The 19,770-nt window shown below is 63.4% G+C and carries 19 protein-coding genes and 1 pseudogene; 17 read left to right on the top strand and 3 right to left on the bottom strand.

Annotated elements, in window-relative coordinates; genetic code table 11:
* The 10 genes and pseudogenes from F3J14_RS08735 to F3J14_RS08690 all read left to right on the top strand — a co-directional run.
* Positions 1–444 (top strand): annotated as a pseudogene (locus tag F3J14_RS08735) (alpha/beta hydrolase); the annotation flags it as partial.
* 82 nt (positions 445–526) lie between these two features.
* Complete coding sequence (locus F3J14_RS08730) at positions 527–1,357, top strand: 3',5'-nucleoside bisphosphate phosphatase (protein ID WP_166722630.1); 831 nt, start codon at positions 527–529, stop codon at positions 1,355–1,357.
* A 72-nt stretch (positions 1,358–1,429) separates the two neighbouring features.
* Complete coding sequence (locus tag F3J14_RS08725) at positions 1,430–2,062, top strand: L-threonylcarbamoyladenylate synthase (RefSeq protein ID WP_166722629.1); 633 nt, start codon at positions 1,430–1,432, stop codon at positions 2,060–2,062.
* A gap of 49 nt (positions 2,063–2,111) precedes the next feature.
* The gene (locus tag F3J14_RS08720; protein WP_166722628.1) at positions 2,112–2,774 is read left to right on the top strand and encodes a site-2 protease family protein; all 663 of its coding nucleotides are present in this window, start codon (positions 2,112–2,114) and stop codon (positions 2,772–2,774) included.
* An 8-nt stretch (positions 2,775–2,782) separates the two neighbouring features.
* Positions 2,783–3,985: a tryptophan--tRNA ligase gene (locus F3J14_RS08715; protein ID WP_034177373.1), complete on the top strand. Its 1,203-nt coding sequence runs from the start codon at positions 2,783–2,785 to the stop codon at positions 3,983–3,985.
* Between the two features lie 9 nt (positions 3,986–3,994).
* Positions 3,995–4,597, top strand: a complete 603-nt coding sequence (locus tag F3J14_RS08710; protein ID WP_166722627.1) for a class I SAM-dependent methyltransferase — start codon at positions 3,995–3,997, stop codon at positions 4,595–4,597.
* 47 nt (positions 4,598–4,644) lie between these two features.
* On the top strand, positions 4,645–5,550 hold the full coding sequence (gene dapA / locus F3J14_RS08705) for a 4-hydroxy-tetrahydrodipicolinate synthase (RefSeq protein ID WP_006751602.1): 906 nt from the start codon (positions 4,645–4,647) through the stop codon (positions 5,548–5,550).
* A gap of 108 nt (positions 5,551–5,658) precedes the next feature.
* Positions 5,659–6,801 carry an outer membrane protein assembly factor BamC gene (gene bamC, locus F3J14_RS08700; RefSeq protein WP_006751603.1) on the top strand — a complete coding sequence of 381 codons (1,143 nt, stop codon included), beginning with the start codon at positions 5,659–5,661 and terminating at the stop codon, positions 6,799–6,801.
* 4 nt (positions 6,802–6,805) lie between these two features.
* Positions 6,806–7,582 (top strand): MBL fold metallo-hydrolase, encoded by a 777-nt coding sequence (locus F3J14_RS08695; protein WP_166722626.1) that lies wholly within the window; start codon positions 6,806–6,808, stop codon positions 7,580–7,582.
* 121 nt (positions 7,583–7,703) lie between these two features.
* Positions 7,704–7,886 carry a hypothetical protein gene (locus F3J14_RS08690; RefSeq protein ID WP_011657351.1) on the top strand — a complete coding sequence of 61 codons (183 nt, stop codon included), beginning with the start codon at positions 7,704–7,706 and terminating at the stop codon, positions 7,884–7,886.
* A gap of 320 nt (positions 7,887–8,206) precedes the next feature.
* On the opposite strand, the gene F3J14_RS08685 is transcribed toward F3J14_RS08690, so the two are convergent.
* A complete protein-coding gene (locus F3J14_RS08685) occupies positions 8,207–9,427 on the bottom strand; it encodes a cupin domain-containing protein (RefSeq protein ID WP_166722625.1) in 1,221 nt (406 codons plus the stop codon).
* A 32-nt stretch (positions 9,428–9,459) separates the two neighbouring features.
* Here F3J14_RS08685 and F3J14_RS08680 point away from each other — a divergent pair, with 32 nt between their 5' ends.
* Complete coding sequence (locus F3J14_RS08680; RefSeq protein ID WP_166722624.1) at positions 9,460–10,008, top strand: peptidylprolyl isomerase; 549 nt, start codon at positions 9,460–9,462, stop codon at positions 10,006–10,008.
* On the opposite strand, the gene F3J14_RS08675 is transcribed toward F3J14_RS08680, so the two are convergent.
* On the bottom strand, positions 9,988–11,247 hold the full coding sequence (locus F3J14_RS08675; RefSeq protein WP_166722623.1) for a hypothetical protein: 1,260 nt from the start codon (positions 11,245–11,247) through the stop codon (positions 9,988–9,990). The genes F3J14_RS08680 and F3J14_RS08675 overlap by 21 nt on opposite strands.
* Positions 11,228–13,885 (bottom strand): DNA mismatch repair protein MutS, encoded by a 2,658-nt coding sequence (mutS, locus tag F3J14_RS08670; RefSeq protein ID WP_166722622.1) that lies wholly within the window; start codon positions 13,883–13,885, stop codon positions 11,228–11,230. The genes F3J14_RS08675 and mutS overlap by 20 nt, the downstream gene beginning before the upstream one ends.
* A gap of 252 nt (positions 13,886–14,137) precedes the next feature.
* Here mutS and F3J14_RS08665 point away from each other — a divergent pair, with 252 nt between their 5' ends.
* The 6 genes from F3J14_RS08665 (at position 14,138) to F3J14_RS08640 (ending at position 18,160) form a co-directional block, all read left to right on the top strand.
* Positions 14,138–14,584 carry a hypothetical protein gene (locus tag F3J14_RS08665; RefSeq protein WP_166722621.1) on the top strand — a complete coding sequence of 149 codons (447 nt, stop codon included), beginning with the start codon at positions 14,138–14,140 and terminating at the stop codon, positions 14,582–14,584.
* 363 nt (positions 14,585–14,947) lie between these two features.
* Positions 14,948–15,280 carry a barstar family protein gene (locus F3J14_RS08660; RefSeq protein ID WP_166722620.1) on the top strand — a complete coding sequence of 111 codons (333 nt, stop codon included), beginning with the start codon at positions 14,948–14,950 and terminating at the stop codon, positions 15,278–15,280.
* A 182-nt stretch (positions 15,281–15,462) separates the two neighbouring features.
* Positions 15,463–15,903 (top strand): hypothetical protein, encoded by a 441-nt coding sequence (locus F3J14_RS08655; RefSeq protein WP_166722619.1) that lies wholly within the window; start codon positions 15,463–15,465, stop codon positions 15,901–15,903.
* 558 nt (positions 15,904–16,461) lie between these two features.
* Positions 16,462–16,941 (top strand): hypothetical protein, encoded by a 480-nt coding sequence (locus F3J14_RS08650; RefSeq protein ID WP_166722618.1) that lies wholly within the window; start codon positions 16,462–16,464, stop codon positions 16,939–16,941.
* A 404-nt stretch (positions 16,942–17,345) separates the two neighbouring features.
* Positions 17,346–17,729, top strand: coding sequence for a HEAT repeat domain-containing protein (locus tag F3J14_RS08645; RefSeq protein WP_166722617.1), 384 nt, complete (start codon positions 17,346–17,348; stop codon positions 17,727–17,729).
* Between the two features lie 167 nt (positions 17,730–17,896).
* Positions 17,897–18,160 (top strand): hypothetical protein, encoded by a 264-nt coding sequence (locus F3J14_RS08640; RefSeq protein ID WP_166722616.1) that lies wholly within the window; start codon positions 17,897–17,899, stop codon positions 18,158–18,160.
* The last annotated feature ends 1,610 nt before the right edge of the window (positions 18,161–19,770 follow it).

Here is a 19,770-nt window from a genome sequence, read left to right as displayed (position 1 = left end):
GGCTGGCTCGACGAGCTGCGCGAGCCGCCGGTGCTGCGCCCGTACGCGTCGCTCGACGACGTGGCGGCCCGCCTGATCAAGACCAATCCGCGGCTCGATCCGCGCCGCGCCGCGTTCCTTGCCGCCCACTGGTCGAAGCGCGGCGACGACGGCCTGTACCACCTGCTGGCGGACCCCGCGCACAAGATGGCGGGCCCGATGCTGTACCGGCTCGACGAGGTGATGGCCGTCTGGAAGCAGGTGCGCGCGAAGGTACTGCACGTCGAGGCCGTCGCTTCGCCGACGCTCGCGTACCTCGCGGGCGACATCCCGCTGCCGGAGTTCAAGGCGCGCTTCGGCGCGTTCCCCGACTGGCGCGAAAAGCTCGTCGAGGATGCAGGCCATATGGTCCATCACGACCAGCCGGAGCAGATCGCGGCGCTGATCGAGGCCTTCTGCGCGTAGGCCGGCGGCGGCAGCGGCAGGGCAGGCGGGCGGCGGAATTGCCGCATTGCAGTAGAATGAAGCTTCACCTGCCATACCGACAATGAACGCTGATCTCCACTGCCATTCGAATGTTTCAGACGGGTTGCTGTCGCCTGCCGACGTCGCGCGCCGCGCCCATGCCGGCGGCGTGACCCTGTGGGCGTTGACCGACCACGACGAGATCGGCGGCCAGGCGGCGGCGCGCAGCGAGGCCGAGGCGCTCGGCATGCGCTACCTGAGCGGCGTCGAGATTTCGGTCACGTGGGCGTCGCGCACCGTGCACATCGTCGGGCTGCACATCGATCCGTCGAACCCGACGCTCGTCGACGGTCTCTATCGCACGCGCCACGGCCGTGCCGCCCGCGCACAGGCGATCGCCGCGCAGCTCGAGACGCTCGGCATCCCCGGCGCGTACGAAGGCGCGCTGAAGTACGTATCGAATCCCGACCTGATCTCCCGTACCCACTTCGCGCGCTTTCTCGTCGAGCACGGCCACGCCGAATCCACTTCCGACGTGTTCGACCGCCTGCTCGGCGACGGCAAGCCCGGATTCGTCCCGCACCGCTGGGCGACATTGTCCGATGCGGTCGCGTGGATTCGCGCGGCGGGCGGCGAGGCCGTGGTCGCTCACCCGGGCCGCTACCGCTATACGCCGGTCGAATTCGATGCGTTCTTCGGCGAATTCATCGATCTCGGCGGCCGCGCGATCGAGGTCATCACGGGCAGCCACACGCCCGACCAGTACCGCGAATACGCGGACGTCGCCCGCCGCTTCGGCTTCGAAGTGTCGCGCGGTTCGGATTTCCACGCGCCCGGCGAGGGCCGCGTCGAGCTCGGTGGCCTGCCGCCGTTGCCGCCCGACCTGAAACCGGTCTGGGAACGCTGGCTCTGACGCGCAGCGGCCGCTTGCCGCACGCGGTGCCGTCGACGCCCGCATCCGACTTTTCCCCCTTTACGTGCCCCCATGTCCCAGTTCTTCAGGATTCATCCGGATAATCCGCAGCCGCGCCTGATCAAGCAGGCCGCGGACATCGTCAGCAAGGGCGGCGTGATCGCGATGCCGACCGATTCGAGCTACGCGCTCGCGTGCCACCTCGACGACAAGGACGCGGTCGAGCGCGTGCGTCGCATCCGCGGCCTCGACGAGAAGCAGCACCTGTCGCTGCTCGTGCGCGACCTGTCGGAGCTGGCCAACTTCGCGATGGTGGACAACCGCCAGTATCGGCAGATCAAGTCGGTGACGCCGGGCCCGTATGTGTTCATCCTGCAGGCGACGAAGGAAGTGCCGCGCCGGCTGTCGCACCCGTCGCGCAAGACGATCGGGCTGCGCGTGCCCGATCACGCGATCACGCTCGCGCTGCTCGAATCGCTGGGGCAGCCGCTGCTCGGCACGACGCTGATCCTGCCGCCGGACGACGAGCCGCTCAACGATCCGGAAGACATCCGCGCGCGGCTCGAGAAGCAGGTCGATCTCGTGATCGACGGCGGTGCGTGTCCGCGCGAGCCGTCGACGGTGATCGACCTGACGGGCGACGAGCCGCAGCTCGTGCGTGTGGGGCGCGGCGCGCTCGAACCGTTCGGGCTCGTGGCCGCGTAAGCGCACGCCGTTCATTTTTGCGCGAGTGCGCTTGTTACAATAACGCGATATGGATGCTTCCCTGATACAGACCATCGCCGTCTACGCGCTGCCCGTGATCTTCGCGATCACGCTGCACGAGGCCGCGCATGGCTATGCCGCGCGCCTGCTCGGCGACAACACCGCCTACATGATGGGGCGCGTGTCCTTCAATCCGATGCGCCACATCGATCCGCTCGGCACGATCGCGATCCCGCTCGCGATGTATTTCCTGACCGGCGGCGCGTTCCTGTTCGGCTATGCGAAGCCGGTGCCGGTATCGTTCGGCAACCTGCGCGATCCGCGCTGGGGCAGCCTGTGGGTGGCGCTCGCGGGCCCCGCCTGCAACTTCGTGCAGGCCTTGATCTGGGGCATGCTGACCATCGTGCTGCCCGCGGCCGGCGTCGACGAGCCGTTCTTCACGCGGATGGCCTACGCGGGCGTCAGCGCGAACCTGGTGCTCGGCGTGCTGAACCTGTTTCCGCTGCCGCCGCTCGACGGCGGCCGCATCCTGGCGGCGCTGCTGCCGCCGAAGCAATCGATCGCGCTGTCGCGCATCGAGCCGTACGGTTTCATCATCGTCCTCGTGCTGGTCGCGACGGGCGTGCTGACGAACTTCTGGCTGCGTCCGCTCGTGAACGCCGCGGCCGGCGTGCTGAGCGCCATCCTGTCTCCCTTCGCCTCGCTTTTCTAACGACAATCATGTTCCCAGATCGTATTTTCTCCGGTATGCGACCCACCGGGTCGCTGCACCTCGGCCACTACCACGGCGTGCTGAAAAACTGGGTGAAGCTGCAGTCCGAGTACCCGTGTTTCTTCTGCGTGGTCGACTGGCATGCGCTGACGACGCACTACGAAACGCCCGAGGTCATCGAGAAGAACGTGTGGGACGTGCTGATCGACTGGCTCGCGTCCGGCATCGATCCGGCGCAGGCGACGCTGTTCATCCAGAGCAAGGTGCCCGAGCACGCGGAACTCGCGCTGCTGCTCGGCATGAGCACGCCGCTCGGCTGGCTCGAGCGCGTGCCGACCTACAAGGAGCAGATGGAGAAGCTGAAGGACAAGGATCTGTCGACCTACGGCTTCCTCGGCTACCCGGTGCTGATGGCCGCCGACATCCTGCTGTATCGCGGCTCGCTCGTGCCGGTCGGTGAAGACCAGGTGCCGCACGTCGAGATGACGCGCGAGATCGCGCGCCGCTTCAACTACCTGTACGGTCGCGAGCCGGGCTTCGAGGAGAAGGCGCTCGAAGCCGCGAAGAAGCTCGGCGGCAAGCGCGCGAAGCTCTATCACGAGCTGCGCAATGCATACCAGCAGGAGGGCGACGACGAGGCGCTCGAGCAGGCGCGCGCGATGCTGCAGGAATCGCAGAGCCTGTCGATGAGCGACCGCGAGCGCCTGTTCGGCTATCTCGAAGGCGCGCGCAAGATCATCCTGGTCGAGCCGCAGGCGCTCCTGACCGAAGCGTCCCGGATGCCGGGCCTCGACGGCCAGAAGATGTCGAAGTCGTACGGCAACACGATCGGCCTGCGCGAAGACGCGGAGACGATCACGAAGAAGGTCCGCACGATGCCGACCGATCCGGCGCGCGTGCGCCGCACCGATCCGGGCGATCCTGACAAGTGCCCGGTGTGGCAGCTGCACCAGGTCTACACGGACGCCACGACGCACGAGTGGGTGCAGAACGGCTGCCGTTCGGCGGGCATCGGCTGCCTCGACTGCAAGCAGCCGGTCGTCGAAGGGATCCTGCGCGAACAGCAGCCGATGCTCGAGCGCGCGCAGAAGTACATGGACGATCCGTCGCTGCTGCGCGCGATCGTCGCGGACGGCTGCGACAAGGCGCGCAAGCACGCGGTCGAGACGATGCGCGACGTGCGTGAGGCGATGGGCCTGTCGTACACCTGAGCTGACGGCATGCGCGAATCCGTCATTGTCGCCGCGGGCGGCCACGTCGCCCAGACCGAGCCGTCGCGCTGGGTCGCCCGGTGGTCGCGGCTCGTCCCGGCGGGCGGTGCGGTGCTCGACGTCGCCGCGGGCGGCGGCCGCCATGCGCGCTGGTTTGCGTCGCACGGGCATCCGGTCGTCGCGCTCGACCGCGATCCGGCCGCGCTGGCCGCATTGCGGGCGATCGCAGGCGTCGACGCGCGCGACGCCGATCTCGAGGGCGCACCTTGGCCGCTGCAGGCCGGCGCGTCGTTCGCGGCCGTGATCGTCACCCATTATCTGCATCGTCCGCTCTGGCCCCATCTGCTCGATGCGGTGGCGCCGGGCGGCGTGCTCATCTACGAAACCTTCGCGCAAGGAAACGAAACGGTCGGCAAACCGTCCAACCCCGCGTTCCTGCTCGCTCCGGGCGAGTTGCTGGACGCGGTGCGCGGCCGCCTGCGGGTGGTCGCCTACGAGGACGGATTCGTCGCCGGGCCGCGCGAAGCGTTCGTGCAGCGTATCTGCGCGGTACGTGAGGGCGCGACCCCGACGGCGGGGGCGGGAATTCCACGTTACGAACTGCCCGCCTAATCCGCTACAATCTCAACGTTTACCGGTACATCAATCAATCGCGTTTCATGGCTAACGGCACCCAAGACGGCATTCAAATCCGCGGCAGCATCCCCGCGATCGTCACTCCGATGCTCGAAGACGGCAGTCTCGATCTGCCGGCGTTTCGCAAACTGATCGACTGGCACATCGCGGAAGGCACCGACGCAATCGTCGTGGTCGGCACGAGTGGCGAGTCGGCAACGCTCAACGTCGAAGAGCACATCCTGATGATCCGCACGGCGGTCGAGCATGCGGCGAAGCGCATCCCGATCATCGCGGGCGCGGGCGGCAATTCGACCGCGGAGGCGATCGAACTGACGAAGCACGCGAAGGCCGTCGGCGCCGACGCGACGCTGCAGGTCGTGCCGTACTACAACAAGCCCACGCAGGAAGGGATGTACCGGCACTTCAAGTCGATCGCCGAAGCGGTCGACCTGCCGGTGATCCTGTACAACGTGCCGGGCCGCACGGTCGCGGACATGGCGCACGAGACGACGCTGCGACTCGCGCAGGTGCCGGGCATCATCGGCGTGAAGGAAGCGACGGGCAACATCGATCGCGCCGCGCACCTGATCAAGGCCGCGCCGAAGCATTTCGCGATCTACAGCGGCGATGATCCGACCGCGATCGCGCTGATGCTGCTCGGCGGCCACGGCAACATCTCGGTGACGGCGAACGTCGCACCGCGCGCGATGAGCGACCTGTGCCGCGCGGCGCTGGCCGGCGACGTCGCCACGGCGCGCGCGCTGCACATGAAGCTGCTGTCGCTGCACAAGAACCTGTTCATCGAGGCGAACCCGATTCCGGTGAAGTGGGCGCTGCAGGCGATGGGCAAGATGCAGGGCGGCATCCGCCTGCCGCTTACGCCGCTCGATGAGCGCTGTCACGATGTCGTGCGTTCGGCCCTGGTCGAGGCCGGCGTCCTCGCCTGATGCACAGGCGGCCGCGTCCTGCGGCCGCCGGCACCCCTCATCAACCCGCACCGGCCGGCTCCGTCCGGCGCCGCTCCTGACGAGCGCTCTAGCAAGACGAAGGATTTCATGAAACGTTTCGCCTTTTCATCTCGCGCCATCCAGGTTTCGGTGGTGGCGCTGGCGCTGGGCGCACTCGCCGGCTGCGATACGCTGAACGACTATCTGGCTCCTGACCGCGTCAACTACAAGAACACGGGTTCGGCGCCGCCGCTCGCGGTGCCGAGCGACCTGAAGCCGGTGCCGACGACCCAGCAGTTCGTCGCGCCGCCGAGCAACGCAGGTCTCGGCACGCTGCCGCCGCGGGCGACGACGGCCGCCGGCAACGCGACCGATGGCGTCCCGAGCGCGCAGGATCCGCTCGGCATGCATATCGAGCGCGACGGCGATCGCCGCTGGCTCGTCGTGGACGGGCGCACGCCCGAGCAGCTGTGGCCGATCCTGAAGGAATTCTGGCAGGAGAACGGTTTCTCGCTGAAGACCGACGCACCGTCGACCGGCATCATGGCCACCGACTGGGCCGAGAACCGCGCGAACATTCCCGACGACTGGTTCCGCCGCACGATCGGCAAGGTCATCGACTTCGCGTACTCGTCCGGCACGCGCGACCGTTTCCGTACGCTCGTGAACCGCACGTCGAACGGCAACACCGACATCTCGATCACGCACAGCGCGATGGAGGAAATGATGGTCGGTCCGCAGGGCGGCACGTCGTCGCGCTGGGAAGAGCGTCCGCGCAACCCGGTGCTCGAGGCCGTGTTCCTGTCGAAGCTGATGCAGAAGTTCGGCCTGAGCGACGCGCAGGCGAAGCAGCTGCTCACGGACGCGCGTCCGGCGACGGCGCCGGCGCAGGTCGGCGACGCGAGCAGCGGCGCCGCGACGCTGCAACTGGCTGAGTCGTTCGACCGCGCATGGCTGCGCGTCGGCCTCGCGCTCGACCGCACCAATTTCGCGGTCGACAATCGCGATCGCGAGAAGGGCCTGTACACGGTCCGCTACGCGAACACGATGGAAGAGCTCAAGCGTGACGGGCTGTTCGGCAAGCTGTTCTACGGCGGCCCGGCGGCGGCCAAGCCCGGCAAGGAATACCTGGTCAACGTGCGCGCCCAAGGCAGCGGCACGCAGGTCGCGGTGGTCGACGCCAGCGGCAAGGTCGACAACTCGTCGGACGCGCAGCGAATCATTTCGCTGCTGCACGCCGAACTGAACTGAACGCGTGCGCTTCGCCAGCCTCGGTAGCGGCAGCGAAGGCAACGCACTGGTCGTCGAGGTCGCGAGCGGCACGACGACCACCCGCGTGCTGCTCGACTGCGGTTTTTCAGCGAAGGAGGTCGAGCGCCGCCTCGGCCGCCTGAATCTCGGCATCGACGATCTCGATGCGATCCTCGTCACCCACGAACACAGCGACCACGTCGGCAGCGCGTTGACGCTCGCGCGGCGCGGGTCGCTGCCGCTCTATATGAGCTGGGGCACGGCGCGTGCGGTCGGCGCGGACGAGGCCGATGTCGATCTCCACGTGTTGTGGGGCGACGAGACGGCCGCGATACGCGATCTGGCCGTGATGCCCTATACGGTGCCCCACGACGCGCGGGAACCGCTCCAGTTCGTCTTTATGGACGGTTGCCGCCGGCTCGGCGTGCTGACCGACGTCGGGATGGCCACGCCGCACATCACGACTGTCCTGAGCGGCTGTGACGCGCTGGTGCTCGAATCCAACCACGATACCGCGATGCTGGCCGGGAGCCGCTATCCGCAGTCGCTGAAGGCGCGGATCGGCGGCACTCACGGCCACCTGAGCAACGATGCCGCCGCCGACATCCTCGCGTCGCTCGAACGCAGCCGCCTCCAGCATTTGGTCGCGGCGCACCTGAGCCAGCAGAACAATCGGCCCGAGCTGGCCCGCCAGGCGTTGGCCGGCGTGCTGGGAACGGACGGGGAGGAGGTGGTCGTGGCCACGCAGGACGCGGGCTTCGACTGGCTGACGCTCGGTTGAGCGGCCGCAAGGGGCGCAAGAGGGGCAGGGCGGCGTCTTGGCCGTCCTGGCTGCCGGGCGCGACACGCGGAACCGACAGACACAAAAAAACCGGCCCAAAGGGCCGGTTTTTTTTCAGCTGATGCTGAGGCTTACTGGCTTGCGCCCGAAGCCGGAGCAGCCGTCGCTGCCGAAGCAGCCGACGCCACAGCAGCAGCTGCATCGCTCGCAGCAGCCGAAGCCGACGAAGCAGCAGCCGAAGCGTCGCTCGCAGCACCAGCAACTGCCGAAGCAGCCGACGAAGCAGCAGCCGATGCGTCGCTAGCAGCCGACGAAGCAGCTTGATCAGCGCTCTTGTTGCAAGCAGCCAGTGCAACAGCAGCCAACAGGGAAGCTACGAGGAGGGATTTCTTCATGATCACGTCCTTTTATGGTTAAAGGTAAGCAACAGCGCGAAACAATACCGGTAATGTGCTCCAACACCGACCTGGGCCGCTGGTGGAGACGCACTTCTAGAGCGTGAATCTTCCCTACGGCTTGGGCGGAAATTATATGCACTTTCCTATCGACCGTCGACAAATGCGGGGTCAATACGTTGTCTTTCCCATACAGAATTTGATCTGCACGGGCATACGGGGCAACTCACTAAATCCGGTTTCCGACCCGTATCCAGCCCGCACAATACCACTCGTGCAGCAAGGCTGTCATGGAGGGAGCCCGGGAGAGTGTTACAAACCGTTTCGCCTCCATATGGCGCAGATTGGCCAGTTCGGGCAGCCATTCGCCGGCTTGCTCGAGCGGTTCTTCTTCACCATTAATGAAGTACGATCGCGCGTTATACATCAATGCGGCCCTTCTGTCGAGATATACGCCTCGGCGTGACGCCTGCGTGACGAACGCCGCCTCGGACAGCGGGCGTGCCGGCGGCTCGAATACGACGCTCGGTTTCGGCTCGCTCAGGTAGCAGCCGAGGAATTCGGCGACGTCGCGCTTGCGCCAGCGGATCGCATCGACGATCTCGGCTACGCGCTCGACCATCGCCGGCGGCAGTTGCGCCGGCGCGTCGACCGCCGGCTGCTTCGGGTCGCGGTAGAGTGCGTCGCCGCGCTCGTCACGCAGGCCGCCGCGTTCCGCGAGGTAGTACAGGAATTGCGCGCCCAGTTCCCCGGCGGACGGTGCCCGAAAGCCGATCGAGCAGGTCATGCATTCGCCTTCGGCCACGCCGTCGTGCGCGATGTGCGGGGGCAGGTACAGCATGTCGCCCGGCTCCAGCACCCACTCGTCGCTCGGCTCGAAATGCTCGAGGATCTTCAGCGGCACATCCGGCTGCAGCGACAGGTCTTTCTGCGCGCCGATGCGCCAGCGGCGCCGGCCCTCGACCTGCAGCAGGAACACGTCGTACGAGTCGAAGTGCGGGCCGACGCCGCCGCCGTCCGTCGCGTACGAAATCATCAGGTCGTCGAGGCGTGCGTCCGGGATGAAGCGGAAGCGGTCGAGCAGCGCGCGGGCCGCGTCGACGTGCAGGTCGAGCCCCTGCACGAGCAGGGACCAGGACTTGCGCGACACGGCGGGCAGCGCGCCCGGCTCGAATGGGCCGTGCGCGAGTTGCCACTTGTTACGAAAATGGGTGATCAGTCGCGATTCGGCGTCATAGTCGGCCGCCAGTTCGAATAGCGCGTCGCGCGTGACCGGCGGCTTCACGCCGGGGATCGCCTGGCGGATCAGCAGCGGCTTCTTCTGCCAGTAGCGGCGCATGAATTGCGCCGGCGAGAGACCGCCGAGCAGCGGTGTGGGAAGATCGGAAGGCGGCGCGCCGAACGGGGCGGCAGCGGCATCCCGCGGTTCGGCTTGAGACCGGTTGCGCATCGTATAATGAGACTTGTATTTGGGAGAATTGGATGAAAATCGCAAAAAACACCGTCGTGTCTGTCACTTACAAGCTGTCGGATGCACAAGGCAATCTGATCGAGGAAAGCGACGAGCCGATGGTCTATCTGCACGGCGGCTATGATGGCACGTTCCCCAAGATCGAGGAACAGCTCGACGGCCACGAGCCCGGTTACCAGGCGCAGATTCAGCTCGAGCCGCAGGACGCGTTCGGCGACTACGATCCCGAACTCGTGAAGATCGAGCCGCGTGATCGTTTTCCCGAGCCGCTCGAAGTGGGCATGCAGTTCGAAGGCACGCCGGAAGACGGCGACGAGGAAGTGGATTCGCTGATCTACACGGTCACCGATGTCGCCGAAGACAAGGTCGTGCTCGACGGCAACCACCCGCTCGCGGGCATGGCGCTGCGTTTTGCGCTCACGGTCAAGGACGTTCGCGAAGCGACCGAGGACGAGATCGAGCATGAGCACGCGCACGGCGCGGAAGGCCTCGAAATCGTCGACGAGGACGAAGACGAGGACGGCGACGGCGACACGCCGTCAGGGCGGACTCTGCACTGAACTGGCGGGCAGGCCGGGCGCCGGCCCTGAAGCAGGGGGCGGCGCACCCGGCGTCGTGCCGTCGCCTTGCAGCGGCGGCGCGACCGACGACGAGTCGGGCAGTGCCGGCAAGGCCGGAATTTCCGGCATCTGCGGCAGCGGCACATCGTCGCGCGGCACGGCTGGCAGTGCGGGCGGGATCGGCAGGTTCTTCGGCACGTCCTGAAGGCTCACGTTGAAGATCGTCTGTCGTGCCGGCGACACGCTCACCTTCACCCACTGATTCGCCGGATGACGCGGTCCGATCGCGACGCGCGTCACATTTCCCACCAGCACACCGTCGTCCGCATGCAGCGGGCGATCGATCAGGAAGCCGTTCGCAAGCGGCTCGCTGCTCGCGTGCATCACCAGGATCGGGCCGCGGAAAGTCGCCGCCGCCTTCACCAGCGTTCGTTTCAGCTCGCGGAAGCCATCGCGGATGCGCGGCCGGTTGAAGCGCAACCACGCAAAGCGTTCGGCTCGCTCATAGCGATCGAACTGCGGATCGCCTTCGAAAATCACCACCATTGCGCGCGCTTCGCGCCGCTTCGCATATTCGGCCGCATGGTCGATCCAGAAGCCGTTCGCGATGATGCGGTCCTCGAATTCACCGTTGCGGCCGCCCGCCGTCAGGTAATGGTTGTTCGGCGCCGGTGCGTTCAGCGCGACGTAGACGACGTCGTCATGCATCCAGCGCGCGTTTTCGCGATATGGCCGGAACCGGGCGACTTCGCTTTCGCGGGTGATCTGAAGTGCGCCGGGGTCGGGCAGCGCCGCGTCGGCAAGCAGCGTCTGCCGCAGGAAGTCCAGACGTTCGACCGGATCGTAGCCGCCGCCGGCCGCGGTGTTGCACGTCACCCAGTCGTCGTGGCCGGGAATGAACACGAGCGGCACGCGCGACGCGTCCAGGATCGCGCCGCGCTGCGTATACAGCGCGTCGCGGCACGCTTCCTTCGTGCCCTTGATGTCGCCTGCATAGACGACGAAAGCCAGATTGCGCTCGCGCGCGATCGATTCGAACAGTCGCTGCGCGGCCGGTTCGTCGGCCGGCGCGGCGATCACGCCCGATACGATCGCGAACGAGTAGGGTGCGGCGGCACGCTTGGGTGGCGCGGCCAGCGCGCCGGCCTGCGCCAGCGCGAGCACCGCCGCGATCAGCGCGGCGGCGGCGGTGCGGGCCGACCGGCCCGGCGGGAGGCGTTTATGCGTGCCCGTCGGCATCGTGCGAGCGGACGAGCGTGCGCAGTTCGTACAGCAGGTCGAGCGCGTCGCGCGGCTTGAGGTCGTCGGGATCGATATCGCGCAGCTTTTCGAGCGCCGGATGCGGGATGGCGGACACGGCCGGCGCATCCGCGCATTCGAGTTCGTCGGCTGCGGCGGGCGGCGCGCTGAAGAGGTCGAGCTGTGGCGTGTGCTGCGTGGCCGACTGCTGTTCAAGATGCGCGAGATGCTTGCGTGCGGCACGGATCACCGGCGCCGGTACGCCCGCGAGCTGCGCAACCTGCAGCCCGTAGCTCTGGTTCGCCGGACCTTCGTTGACCGCGTGCAGGAACACGATGCCGTGGCCGTGCTCGACGGCCGACAGGTGGACGTTCGCCGCTTGCGGGAATTCGGCCGGCAGTTGCGTCAACTCGAAGTAGTGCGTCGCGAACAGCGTGTAGCAGCCGTTTTGCGCCAGCAGGTGACGTGCGATGGCCCACGCAAGCGCGAGGCCGTCGAACGTCGACGTGCCGCGGCCGATTTCGTCCATCAGCACGAGGCTTTGCGGCGTCGCGTCGTTGAGGATCGCGGCGGCTTCGGTCATCTCGACCATGAAGGTCGAGCGGCCGCCGGCGAGGTCGTCGGCCGCGCCGATCCGCGTGAAGATGCGGTCGATCGGGCCGAAGCAGGCCGACTTCGCGGGCACGTAGCTGCCGATATACGCCATCAGCGCGATCAGCGCCGTCTGGCGCATGAACGTCGACTTACCGCCCATGTTCGGGCCGGTGATCAGCAGCAGCTTGCGCTCGACGCCGAACCGGCAGTCGTTCGCGATGAACTGCTCGACCTGCGCTTCGACGACCGGGTGGCGACCCTGTTCGATCTCGATGCCGATTTCGTCGGTGAAGGCCGGTGCGACCCAGTCGAGCGTGCGGGCACGCTCGGCGAACGCGGCGAGCACGTCGAGCTCCGCGAGCGCCGACGCGACGCGCTGGCATTCGGGAATGAACGGCAGCAGCGCCTGCAGCACGCCGTCGTACAGCGCGCGCTCGCGGGCCAGTGCGCGCTCCTGCGCGGACAACGCCTTGTCCTCGAAGGTCTTCAGTTCGGGCGTGATGTAGCGTTCGGCATTCTTCAGCGTCTGGCGGCGGCGATAATCGTCGGGCACCTTGTCGGTCTGGCCGCGCGTGACCTCGATGTAAAAGCCGTGCACCTTGTTGTATTCGACGCGCAGGTTCGCGATGCCCGTGCGGGTGCGCTCGCGCGCCTCAAGATCGATCAGGAACTGGCCACAGTTCTCCGAGATGTCGCGCAGTTCGTCGAGCTCCGCGTCGTAGCCGCGCGCGATCACGCCGCCGTCGCGTACCATCGCGGCCGGCTCGGGAGCGATCGCGCTCGTCAGCAGGTCGAGGCATTCGGCGGGCGGCGCGAGCGCCGCGTCGACGCGCGTGAGCGCATCCGCGTTCGCGACGATCGCGCTGATGCGCTCACGCAGTGCCGGCAGCGCGGCGAACGTATCGCGCAGGCTCGACAGGTCGCGCGGCCGCGCGGACAGCAGCGCGAGACGCCCGGTGATCCGTTCGACGTCGGCGATCTGACGCAGCGCGCTGCGCAGTGCGTCGAGGCTCGCGTCCGCGGGCGCATCGAGCAGGGCGCCGATCGCTTGCTGGCGCGATTGCGCGGCGACCGACGCGCGCGGCGGGTGATGCAGCCAGTGACGCAGCAGGCGGCTGCCCATCGTCGTGCAGCACGTGTCGAGCAGCGAGTACAGCGTCGGCGATTCGGTGCCGCGCAGCGTTTCGGTCAGCTCGAGGTTGCGGCGTGTCGCCGGATCGAGCCCGATGTATTCCGTTTCGTTCTCGACCTTCAGGCTGCGCACGTGCCGCAGTTGCTGGCCTTGCGTGGCCGCCGCGTACAGCAGCAGCGCGCCCGCGGCGCCGCATGCGCTCGTCAGCGAATGCGCGCCGAAGCCGTCGAGGCCCGCGACGTCGAGCTGGTCACACAGGCGCTGCGTGCCCGATGCGATGTCGAAGTGCCATGCCGGCACGCGCTTGATCGCGCCGGCGCCCGCGGGCACTGCGTCGGTTGCGCCATCCGCCGTCAGGATCTCGGCCGGCCGGATGCGTTCGAGCGCGGCGCCGAGCTGGTCGGGTTCGATTTCGGCGAGCCGCAGTGCGCCGCTCGCGAGGTTCAGCCACGCGAGGCCGATGTTGACCGCGACGCCACGCTTGTTGTGGCCCGTGCACATTGCAAGCAGGTAGACGTCGTTCTTGTCGGACAGCAGGGCGGCATCGGTCAGCGTGCCGGGCGTGACGACGCGCACGACCTTGCGCTCGACCGGCCCCTTCGACGTGGCCGGGTCGCCGATCTGCTCGCAGATCGCGACCGATTCGCCCATCTTCACGAGCTTCGCCAGATACTGTTCGACCGCGTGGTGCGGGACACCGGCCATCTTGATCGGCGTGCCGGCCGATGCGCCGCGTTGCGTGAGGGTCAGGTCGAGCAGGCGCGCGGCTTTCTCCGCGTCTTCGAAGAACAACTCGTAGAAGTCGCCCATCCGGTAGAAGACGAGCGTGTCGGGGTGATCGGCCTTGATGCGCAGGTACTGCTGCATCATTGGAGTGACGGGTGCAGGTGCTGCGGTGGGATGCGTGCTCATGTGACCGGGAAAAAGTTGCTTTGGCTGCCCGAGTTTACCAGCGGGCCGGACGCACCCGCGCGAAGTTCACCGTTTGGCCAGTTGGCGGTATCGAGAGTCCGCGGCGACCAGTGTTCCTGTCCCAACTCGTGGGCTTAGCGCTGCTGGCACAACCCGTGACATAGTGCTAACCCCGACACGCCAGTTGTGGTAGACCGCCTAGATTATGACTGTTCGGGTTCGTCGATCGCCAGGGACGCATCAGGGGGCGGTGTGCTTCTTGAAATTATCAATCACGGTTCAGCGAGGCTACAAATGAGACCAGAGTCACGCGCAAATGCTTACGCGATCATGGGTCTGGGATCTACCTTGCTGGGTAGCTATGCATTGGAGCGCGCTATTGCGTACTTTGGCATCACTGGTGATTCAGTAGGAGGAATAGCGTTTGGGGGCGCGGGTATTTGTTTATTCGTTGTTGCGGTTGCCCACTTCTACATGGGAATTGGATACAGATTTGGTCGCCTTGAAGCAGTCGAAGGAAGCCTGGAAAGTGCGACCTTGAAAGCAGGGGTGGGTGTTGTTGCTAAGGCGGTTAAAATTCGTTTCTTGCGAAGGCCGGATGCTAAAAATTCGATTTCAGAACAAGGCACTCGCTACATCTTCTTCATCGGTAATGGCCGACCCTGGGTTTGCCCAGAGTCTAGGTTCTTGATGGACTGAGCTTATGGCTCCTCAAAACTGCAGGCGTAAGTCTTGGCGTAGGTTTTTGCGCTGACCCGTGTCAGATAAGGCGCAGGTACTGCTGCATCATTGGAGTGACGGGGGCAGGTGTTGCTGCTGGTTGCGTGCTCATGTGACAGGGAAAAGTTGCTTTGGCTGCCCGAGTTTACCAGCGGGCCGCACGGGACCGCTCGAAGTTCGCCGTTTGGCCAGTTGCCGGAGATCACGACCGGCGGCTGCCGGCCATGAACAGTCACTCGACGCGAGCATCAGGATCGCCGACAATCCACAATGCCCAGCCTTATCTTGCGTGCAAAACTTTGAACAGCAAAATAGGCAAACTGCACAAATCGAAAAACCGCGATGACGACAGTGTTCGTAGACACGACCGAAATTACAGACTGGCCCTCCCTTCATCGGGTATTCTCGCGAATCTTTGGCTTCCCCTCGTTTTACGGCAATAACCTAGATGCGCTGATTGACTGTTTGGGTTACCTCGATGAGCCCGAAGCTGAGATGACGCGGGTCCACGTTAGACCCGGGGGCACATTGACGATACAGCTCGGTTCTGTCAACAGTTTCAGGAAGCGCTGTCCGGATCAATTCGCAGGTTTGCAAGACGCGTGCGCTTTCGTGAACTGGCGTCGTGCGCGCGAGCACGGAGGTGCTGTGGTCGCACTGTCTTACAACGACTGACGCAAGAGGCAGCGGCCGGCCAGGATCGGTCGTTCGACGACGCCGCCAAAATCGTCGACAATCGGCACGCGCCAGCATGTCTTGAGAATCCGTTGGTTCACTGCGGGCATCTGTGGCGATCGCCGCAACACGGAGGAGACAATGAAGAACCTAGCGGACCAAATTTTCGTTGGAGAATAATAATGATTTTAGTTATAAAACAACGGGCCTTCGCGGTTGGATTGATTCTGCTTGCAATGATGGCTTGCACGAGAGCCGAAAACCCGGTTCCAGCGAATCTGGTTGGTATCTGGGCGACAGAGAACTCGCAGTTCAGAGGCGAGGCACTATGGAAAGGCGACGCCATCTATCTAGATTCAGACGGCATCGGTGCAGGCGTTGGCGGTAATGGAAACGAGGTTTTGGGTATGGAGTTTTCCGTCAAGACTTACGACACAAAAAGCAACATACTTCAGGTCGATTTGATCGACAATGGAAAGGCCGTTTCCAGCAGGTCGCTGATTTTTGATCCGAACAATAAAACCATCTCTTTTGCAACGGAACCGGGGAAAATCTACCGTCGTCGTGTTGATCGAATCTCGGCCAATATGAGGAAATCACTCGGCCTTCCCGTAAAGCAGTAGTAAAAACCGGTGAGAGAGAGGGTTTGGGAATATCTTCGGGGTGTGCCTCGTTGGCTCGTTTCGAAAGCCCTCTCGGTTGTGCTCTGCTAGCAACGGCGCAGGCCAATGTCTCCTTTTCGCGATCCGCCAATGGCGGCTTAGGGTCGTTAGCGGACGATCCTCAAAAGGGGTGAGCGTAGGTCTTGGCGTAGGTTTGTGCGCGGCACCTTGTCAAATAAGGCGCAGGTACTGCTGCATCATTGGCGTGACGGTTGCAGGTGCTGCCGTGGGTTGCGTGCTCATGTGACCGGGAAAAGTTGCTTTGGCTGCCCGAGTTTACCAGCGGGCCACACGGGACCGCTCGAAGTTCGCCGTTCGGCCAGTTGCCGGAGATCACGACCGGCGGCTGCCGGCCACTTTGGGCCACTCGAGTTCTATGCCAAAATTGTCGACAATCGGCGAGCGCACACCGTCGGTTCGGAGGCCAAGCGGAGACAACGACGGTCAAATCCCTGATGCGCGTAGGGCTTGGCTCGATCGAATGTAGAAGTCCTCAAACACACCGATATGCTCTCAAATATGAACGAGAAGACTTCCGCCTGGAGCCTTGCCACCGGCAGCGAGCTGTTGTTGAAATTGTTCGGTGAATATCCCTCTTTCCATGACGCGATGGTGAGTTCGATTTGTATCGAACGGGCGAAGAGACTGAAATCCCCAACGCCGGGGACGTTATTTGATCCTCGGAAACTTGAATTGGTCGATGTCGTCGTCGAACTGAAGCACCGACAATTTCGCAGCCGGGAGGAGAGAGTCGGTCAAATCGACTACGGTGTCACGGTAGCCTTGCTCGATGTAGTCGCGTGCGACATTGATGTGAACGCAATGCTAGTTGATAGTTTTGTCTCAGAGATCACGCTGAGTAAGGGTGACAATCAGCTCTTTATATTCGATCTTGAACCTAATGCTGGGCTCAGCATCCAGGTCGAATGCGCTGGCGTAGACGTACGTGCCGCTTGGCCGTACCCCGCACCGTCGCCGTTCGACGCACTATTGCCGTAGCGCTATCACTGAATTTTTAATGCGATGAAGGTCCGCTGGTAGCTCCAACGACCGGCCGTTTGGGGTGGCGGCCGATCCTCAAAAGGGCGAGCGTAGGTCTTGGCGTAGGTTTGTGCGCAGAGCCTTGTCAGATAAGGTGCAGGTACTGCTGCATCATTGGAGTGACGGGTGCAGGTGCTGCGGTGGGTTGCATGCTCATGTGACCGGGAAAAGTTGCTTTGGCTGCCCGAGTTTACCAGCTGGCCGAACGGAACCGCTCGAAGTTCGCCGTTCGGCCAGTTGCGGGAGATCACGACCGGCGGCTGCCGGCCAGGAAGGGACATTCGACAGCCCCCCCAAGGATCGCCGACAATCGACAACAAGAGCCGATTGTGGCTGGCCAACAAACGATGGATAGAACGAGTATGGAAGGTCCCAAAGACGTTACAGAGCTATGCGCTGCACTTAATGTCTTCCCAACTGACGAAGCTCGGCTGCCTCTTTTGATTGAGCTCCTCAACTTGGACGGACACGAGCGTCATGAAGACATCGTGTTGGATCTTGGGCTTCTCGGAAATCCTGCTGCTATCCCGGCAATCGCCAGAGCCATTACGACTCGCTTTTCCTACATGGATAGATGGGGAAATCTTCACGAGTTCCAGCGCAAGTGCGCGTATGCGCTCGCTCGAATTGGAACGCCCGAATCCCGTGAAGTCCTTGAGCACTTGGCCCGTCACGAAGACATCTACCTACGCAAGTGCGGCGAAGAAGCACTGAGCCACTGGCCACTTCCTTTTATCAAGCGCTGAACGTCCGGTATCGAAGAGATTGAAGGAGCGCTTCGGGTCGGATCTGCGCCGGTCGCGTGTCATAGAGCGGCGGCCGGCCGCGTTCGGCCAGAAGCTGTCGTTAGACATAGCCGCACAGATCGACGAAAATCGACGCATCGGCGAAGGACGCACGATGGGAGGCGATGGTGGCTGAGAAAGAACAACAACCGGTTACGTCGATAGAGAAGTTCTGTATTGGCGTACTGGCTGTCGTAACTGGGATCACAGTTGCGGCGATCATCTGCATTACCGCTCTCAATCTGATTCTTTATCACCGCTTCACGGCTCCCTCAACAGAAGACACCGACCTTGCCGGAGGTTTTGTATTGTTGGCACTCGCCCCCGTTTTTTTGCTGGTCATAATCGCATCGATAACAGGTGTTTTCTATTTGTTTCGAAAGATGAAATAAGGGAATCCGCGACGCATTGTCCTTCGCTGACGAATATGGGACGTTCGACACTCCTATCGAGTCGCGAAGTTTCCTGATTCAACGACAGCTCTTGGGAATTCTGAAGGACCGCTCAGGATCTATCTGCGCCGGTCGCGCGCCACTGCGCGGCGGCAGGCCGCGTTCGGCCAATTTCGGACGCTCGATGGCCGAGTCAAGATTGTTGACAAATCGCTTGTGAACCGTAAGTCCCACCGATATCGACGATCCTACCGATCATGCGCCCCCGGGAAAATCGCCGACATCCCTTTACCCCAAAAATATCCGACCCACAAACACACCGGAAATAAAAAGTAAAGATAAATGGCGGTCCAGTACAACAAAAAGTAAATATCACGCTCGGGTATGATTGCTAAAGTGACAATAAGGGATCCCAACCAAAGTGGAACGCCATATCCCAAGACACCTCGCCGATAAATTATTCTTCCGCTCGGCTGGTTTCGTGATTTTCTCAAATAACAAACAGTCCAATACGTGAACGGAATCCACAATATCGCAACCAATATCCCGAGAAATGCTTTCATTTAATCCCCTGTCGAATCAGGGAAGATAAAAGCAAGCGCCGCCTAATACCACCCCTACAACGGCCCCCCGCTCCTCCCAACATTGCGCCAGCTACAGCATCCCCAATGGCAACGGCTGATACGATGGTACCTGTTTCCACAGCCACGGCTACACGAATTCTCAGACCAAAAAGTCCTCGTTGCTCGAATGTCCGTTGTCGAGGGCGGTGACGGGCTGCTGTGGGTCGGTAGCGGACGATCCTCAAAAGGGCGAGCGTAGGTCGTGGCGTAGGTTTGCGCGCGGAGCCTTGTCAGACAAGGCGCAGGTACTGCTGCATCATTGGAGTGACGGGTGCAGGTGCTGCGGTGGGTTGCGTGCTCATGTGACCGAGAAAAGTTGCTTTGGCTGCCTGAGTTTACCAGTGGCCCGGATCCGTCTGAGCGAAGTTCGCCGTTTGGCTAGTTGAAGGTGTTGGGAGTCGGCAGCGACCAGAGGCCTGTCCTAGCTCGTGTGCGTACGCTTCTTGCTATTTTCAACTTCCGCCAGAATTCGCTGGCCTACCGCGCCGAAAAAGCGCAGACCTGTAGAGCAACCGTGAATACGTAATGTGACCGTGCGTGAAAAGAATATCTCTCTTGGTGACGCATTTATGGCATCCCAAGGTATGCAGATCGCGGGAAGTCGCAAGTTCAAGGGAAAGCTGGGTCGTAGCCATAAGTGTTGAGGATAGAGTTCAACGGCCACGGTAAATCTTGTCCATTTTGCTCGACACGAAACCCAGCGATAGGAGCCATTGGAGAATTGCCTTTCGTTTGGGGCATCCCGGCTCGTCTCGTACGGCTCAAGATCCTTCCAACCGGACAGCCACCGCATTGCCTCAAGCCAAGAACCAAAGAAAACAATCGCGACGAAGAAAAATCGGACGGTATCGAGCATATTTCGTGGAGTTAAGATAGCCGAGTTTGCCAGTGCGACTGCCCGAGTTTATCAGCGGCCCGCACGGGATCGGTCGAAGTTCGCCGTCCGGCCAGTTGTCGGCGATGGCGAGAGGAAGTGACCGGCCAAAA

This window comes from Burkholderia sp. Tr-862, from assembly GCF_011753085.1.
In the GTDB taxonomy this organism is placed as follows: domain Bacteria; phylum Pseudomonadota; class Gammaproteobacteria; order Burkholderiales; family Burkholderiaceae; genus Burkholderia; species Burkholderia ambifaria.
The sequence above is the reverse complement of the archived record's forward strand: the minus strand, read 5'-3'. Positions and strand labels throughout refer to the sequence as shown.

Excerpts from the sequence above, each read along its gene's own strand:
- F3J14_RS08730 (WP_166722630.1), top strand. The coding sequence starts at position 527 with ATGAACGCTGATCTCCACTGCCATTCGAATGTTTCAGACGGGTTGCTG.
- F3J14_RS08725 (WP_166722629.1), top strand. The coding sequence starts at position 1,430 with ATGTCCCAGTTCTTCAGGATTCATCCGGATAATCCGCAGCCGCGCCTG.
- F3J14_RS08720 (WP_166722628.1), top strand. The coding sequence starts at position 2,112 with ATGGATGCTTCCCTGATACAGACCATCGCCGTCTACGCGCTGCCCGTG.
- F3J14_RS08715 (WP_034177373.1), top strand. The coding sequence starts at position 2,783 with ATGTTCCCAGATCGTATTTTCTCCGGTATGCGACCCACCGGGTCGCTG.
- F3J14_RS08710 (WP_166722627.1), top strand. The coding sequence starts at position 3,995 with ATGCGCGAATCCGTCATTGTCGCCGCGGGCGGCCACGTCGCCCAGACC.
- dapA (WP_006751602.1), top strand. The coding sequence starts at position 4,645 with ATGGCTAACGGCACCCAAGACGGCATTCAAATCCGCGGCAGCATCCCC.
- bamC (WP_006751603.1), top strand. The coding sequence starts at position 5,659 with ATGAAACGTTTCGCCTTTTCATCTCGCGCCATCCAGGTTTCGGTGGTG.
- F3J14_RS08690 (WP_011657351.1), top strand. The coding sequence starts at position 7,704 with ATGCTGAGGCTTACTGGCTTGCGCCCGAAGCCGGAGCAGCCGTCGCTG.
- F3J14_RS08685 (WP_166722625.1), bottom strand. The coding sequence starts at position 9,427 with ATGCGCAACCGGTCTCAAGCCGAACCGCGGGATGCCGCTGCCGCCCCG.
- F3J14_RS08680 (WP_166722624.1), top strand. The coding sequence starts at position 9,460 with ATGAAAATCGCAAAAAACACCGTCGTGTCTGTCACTTACAAGCTGTCG.
- F3J14_RS08675 (WP_166722623.1), bottom strand. The coding sequence starts at position 11,247 with ATGCCGACGGGCACGCATAAACGCCTCCCGCCGGGCCGGTCGGCCCGC.
- mutS (WP_166722622.1), bottom strand. The coding sequence starts at position 13,885 with ATGAGCACGCATCCCACCGCAGCACCTGCACCCGTCACTCCAATGATG.
- F3J14_RS08660 (WP_166722620.1), top strand. The coding sequence starts at position 14,948 with ATGACGACAGTGTTCGTAGACACGACCGAAATTACAGACTGGCCCTCC.
- F3J14_RS08655 (WP_166722619.1), top strand. The coding sequence starts at position 15,463 with ATGATTTTAGTTATAAAACAACGGGCCTTCGCGGTTGGATTGATTCTG.
- F3J14_RS08650 (WP_166722618.1), top strand. The coding sequence starts at position 16,462 with ATGAACGAGAAGACTTCCGCCTGGAGCCTTGCCACCGGCAGCGAGCTG.
- F3J14_RS08645 (WP_166722617.1), top strand. The coding sequence starts at position 17,346 with ATGGAAGGTCCCAAAGACGTTACAGAGCTATGCGCTGCACTTAATGTC.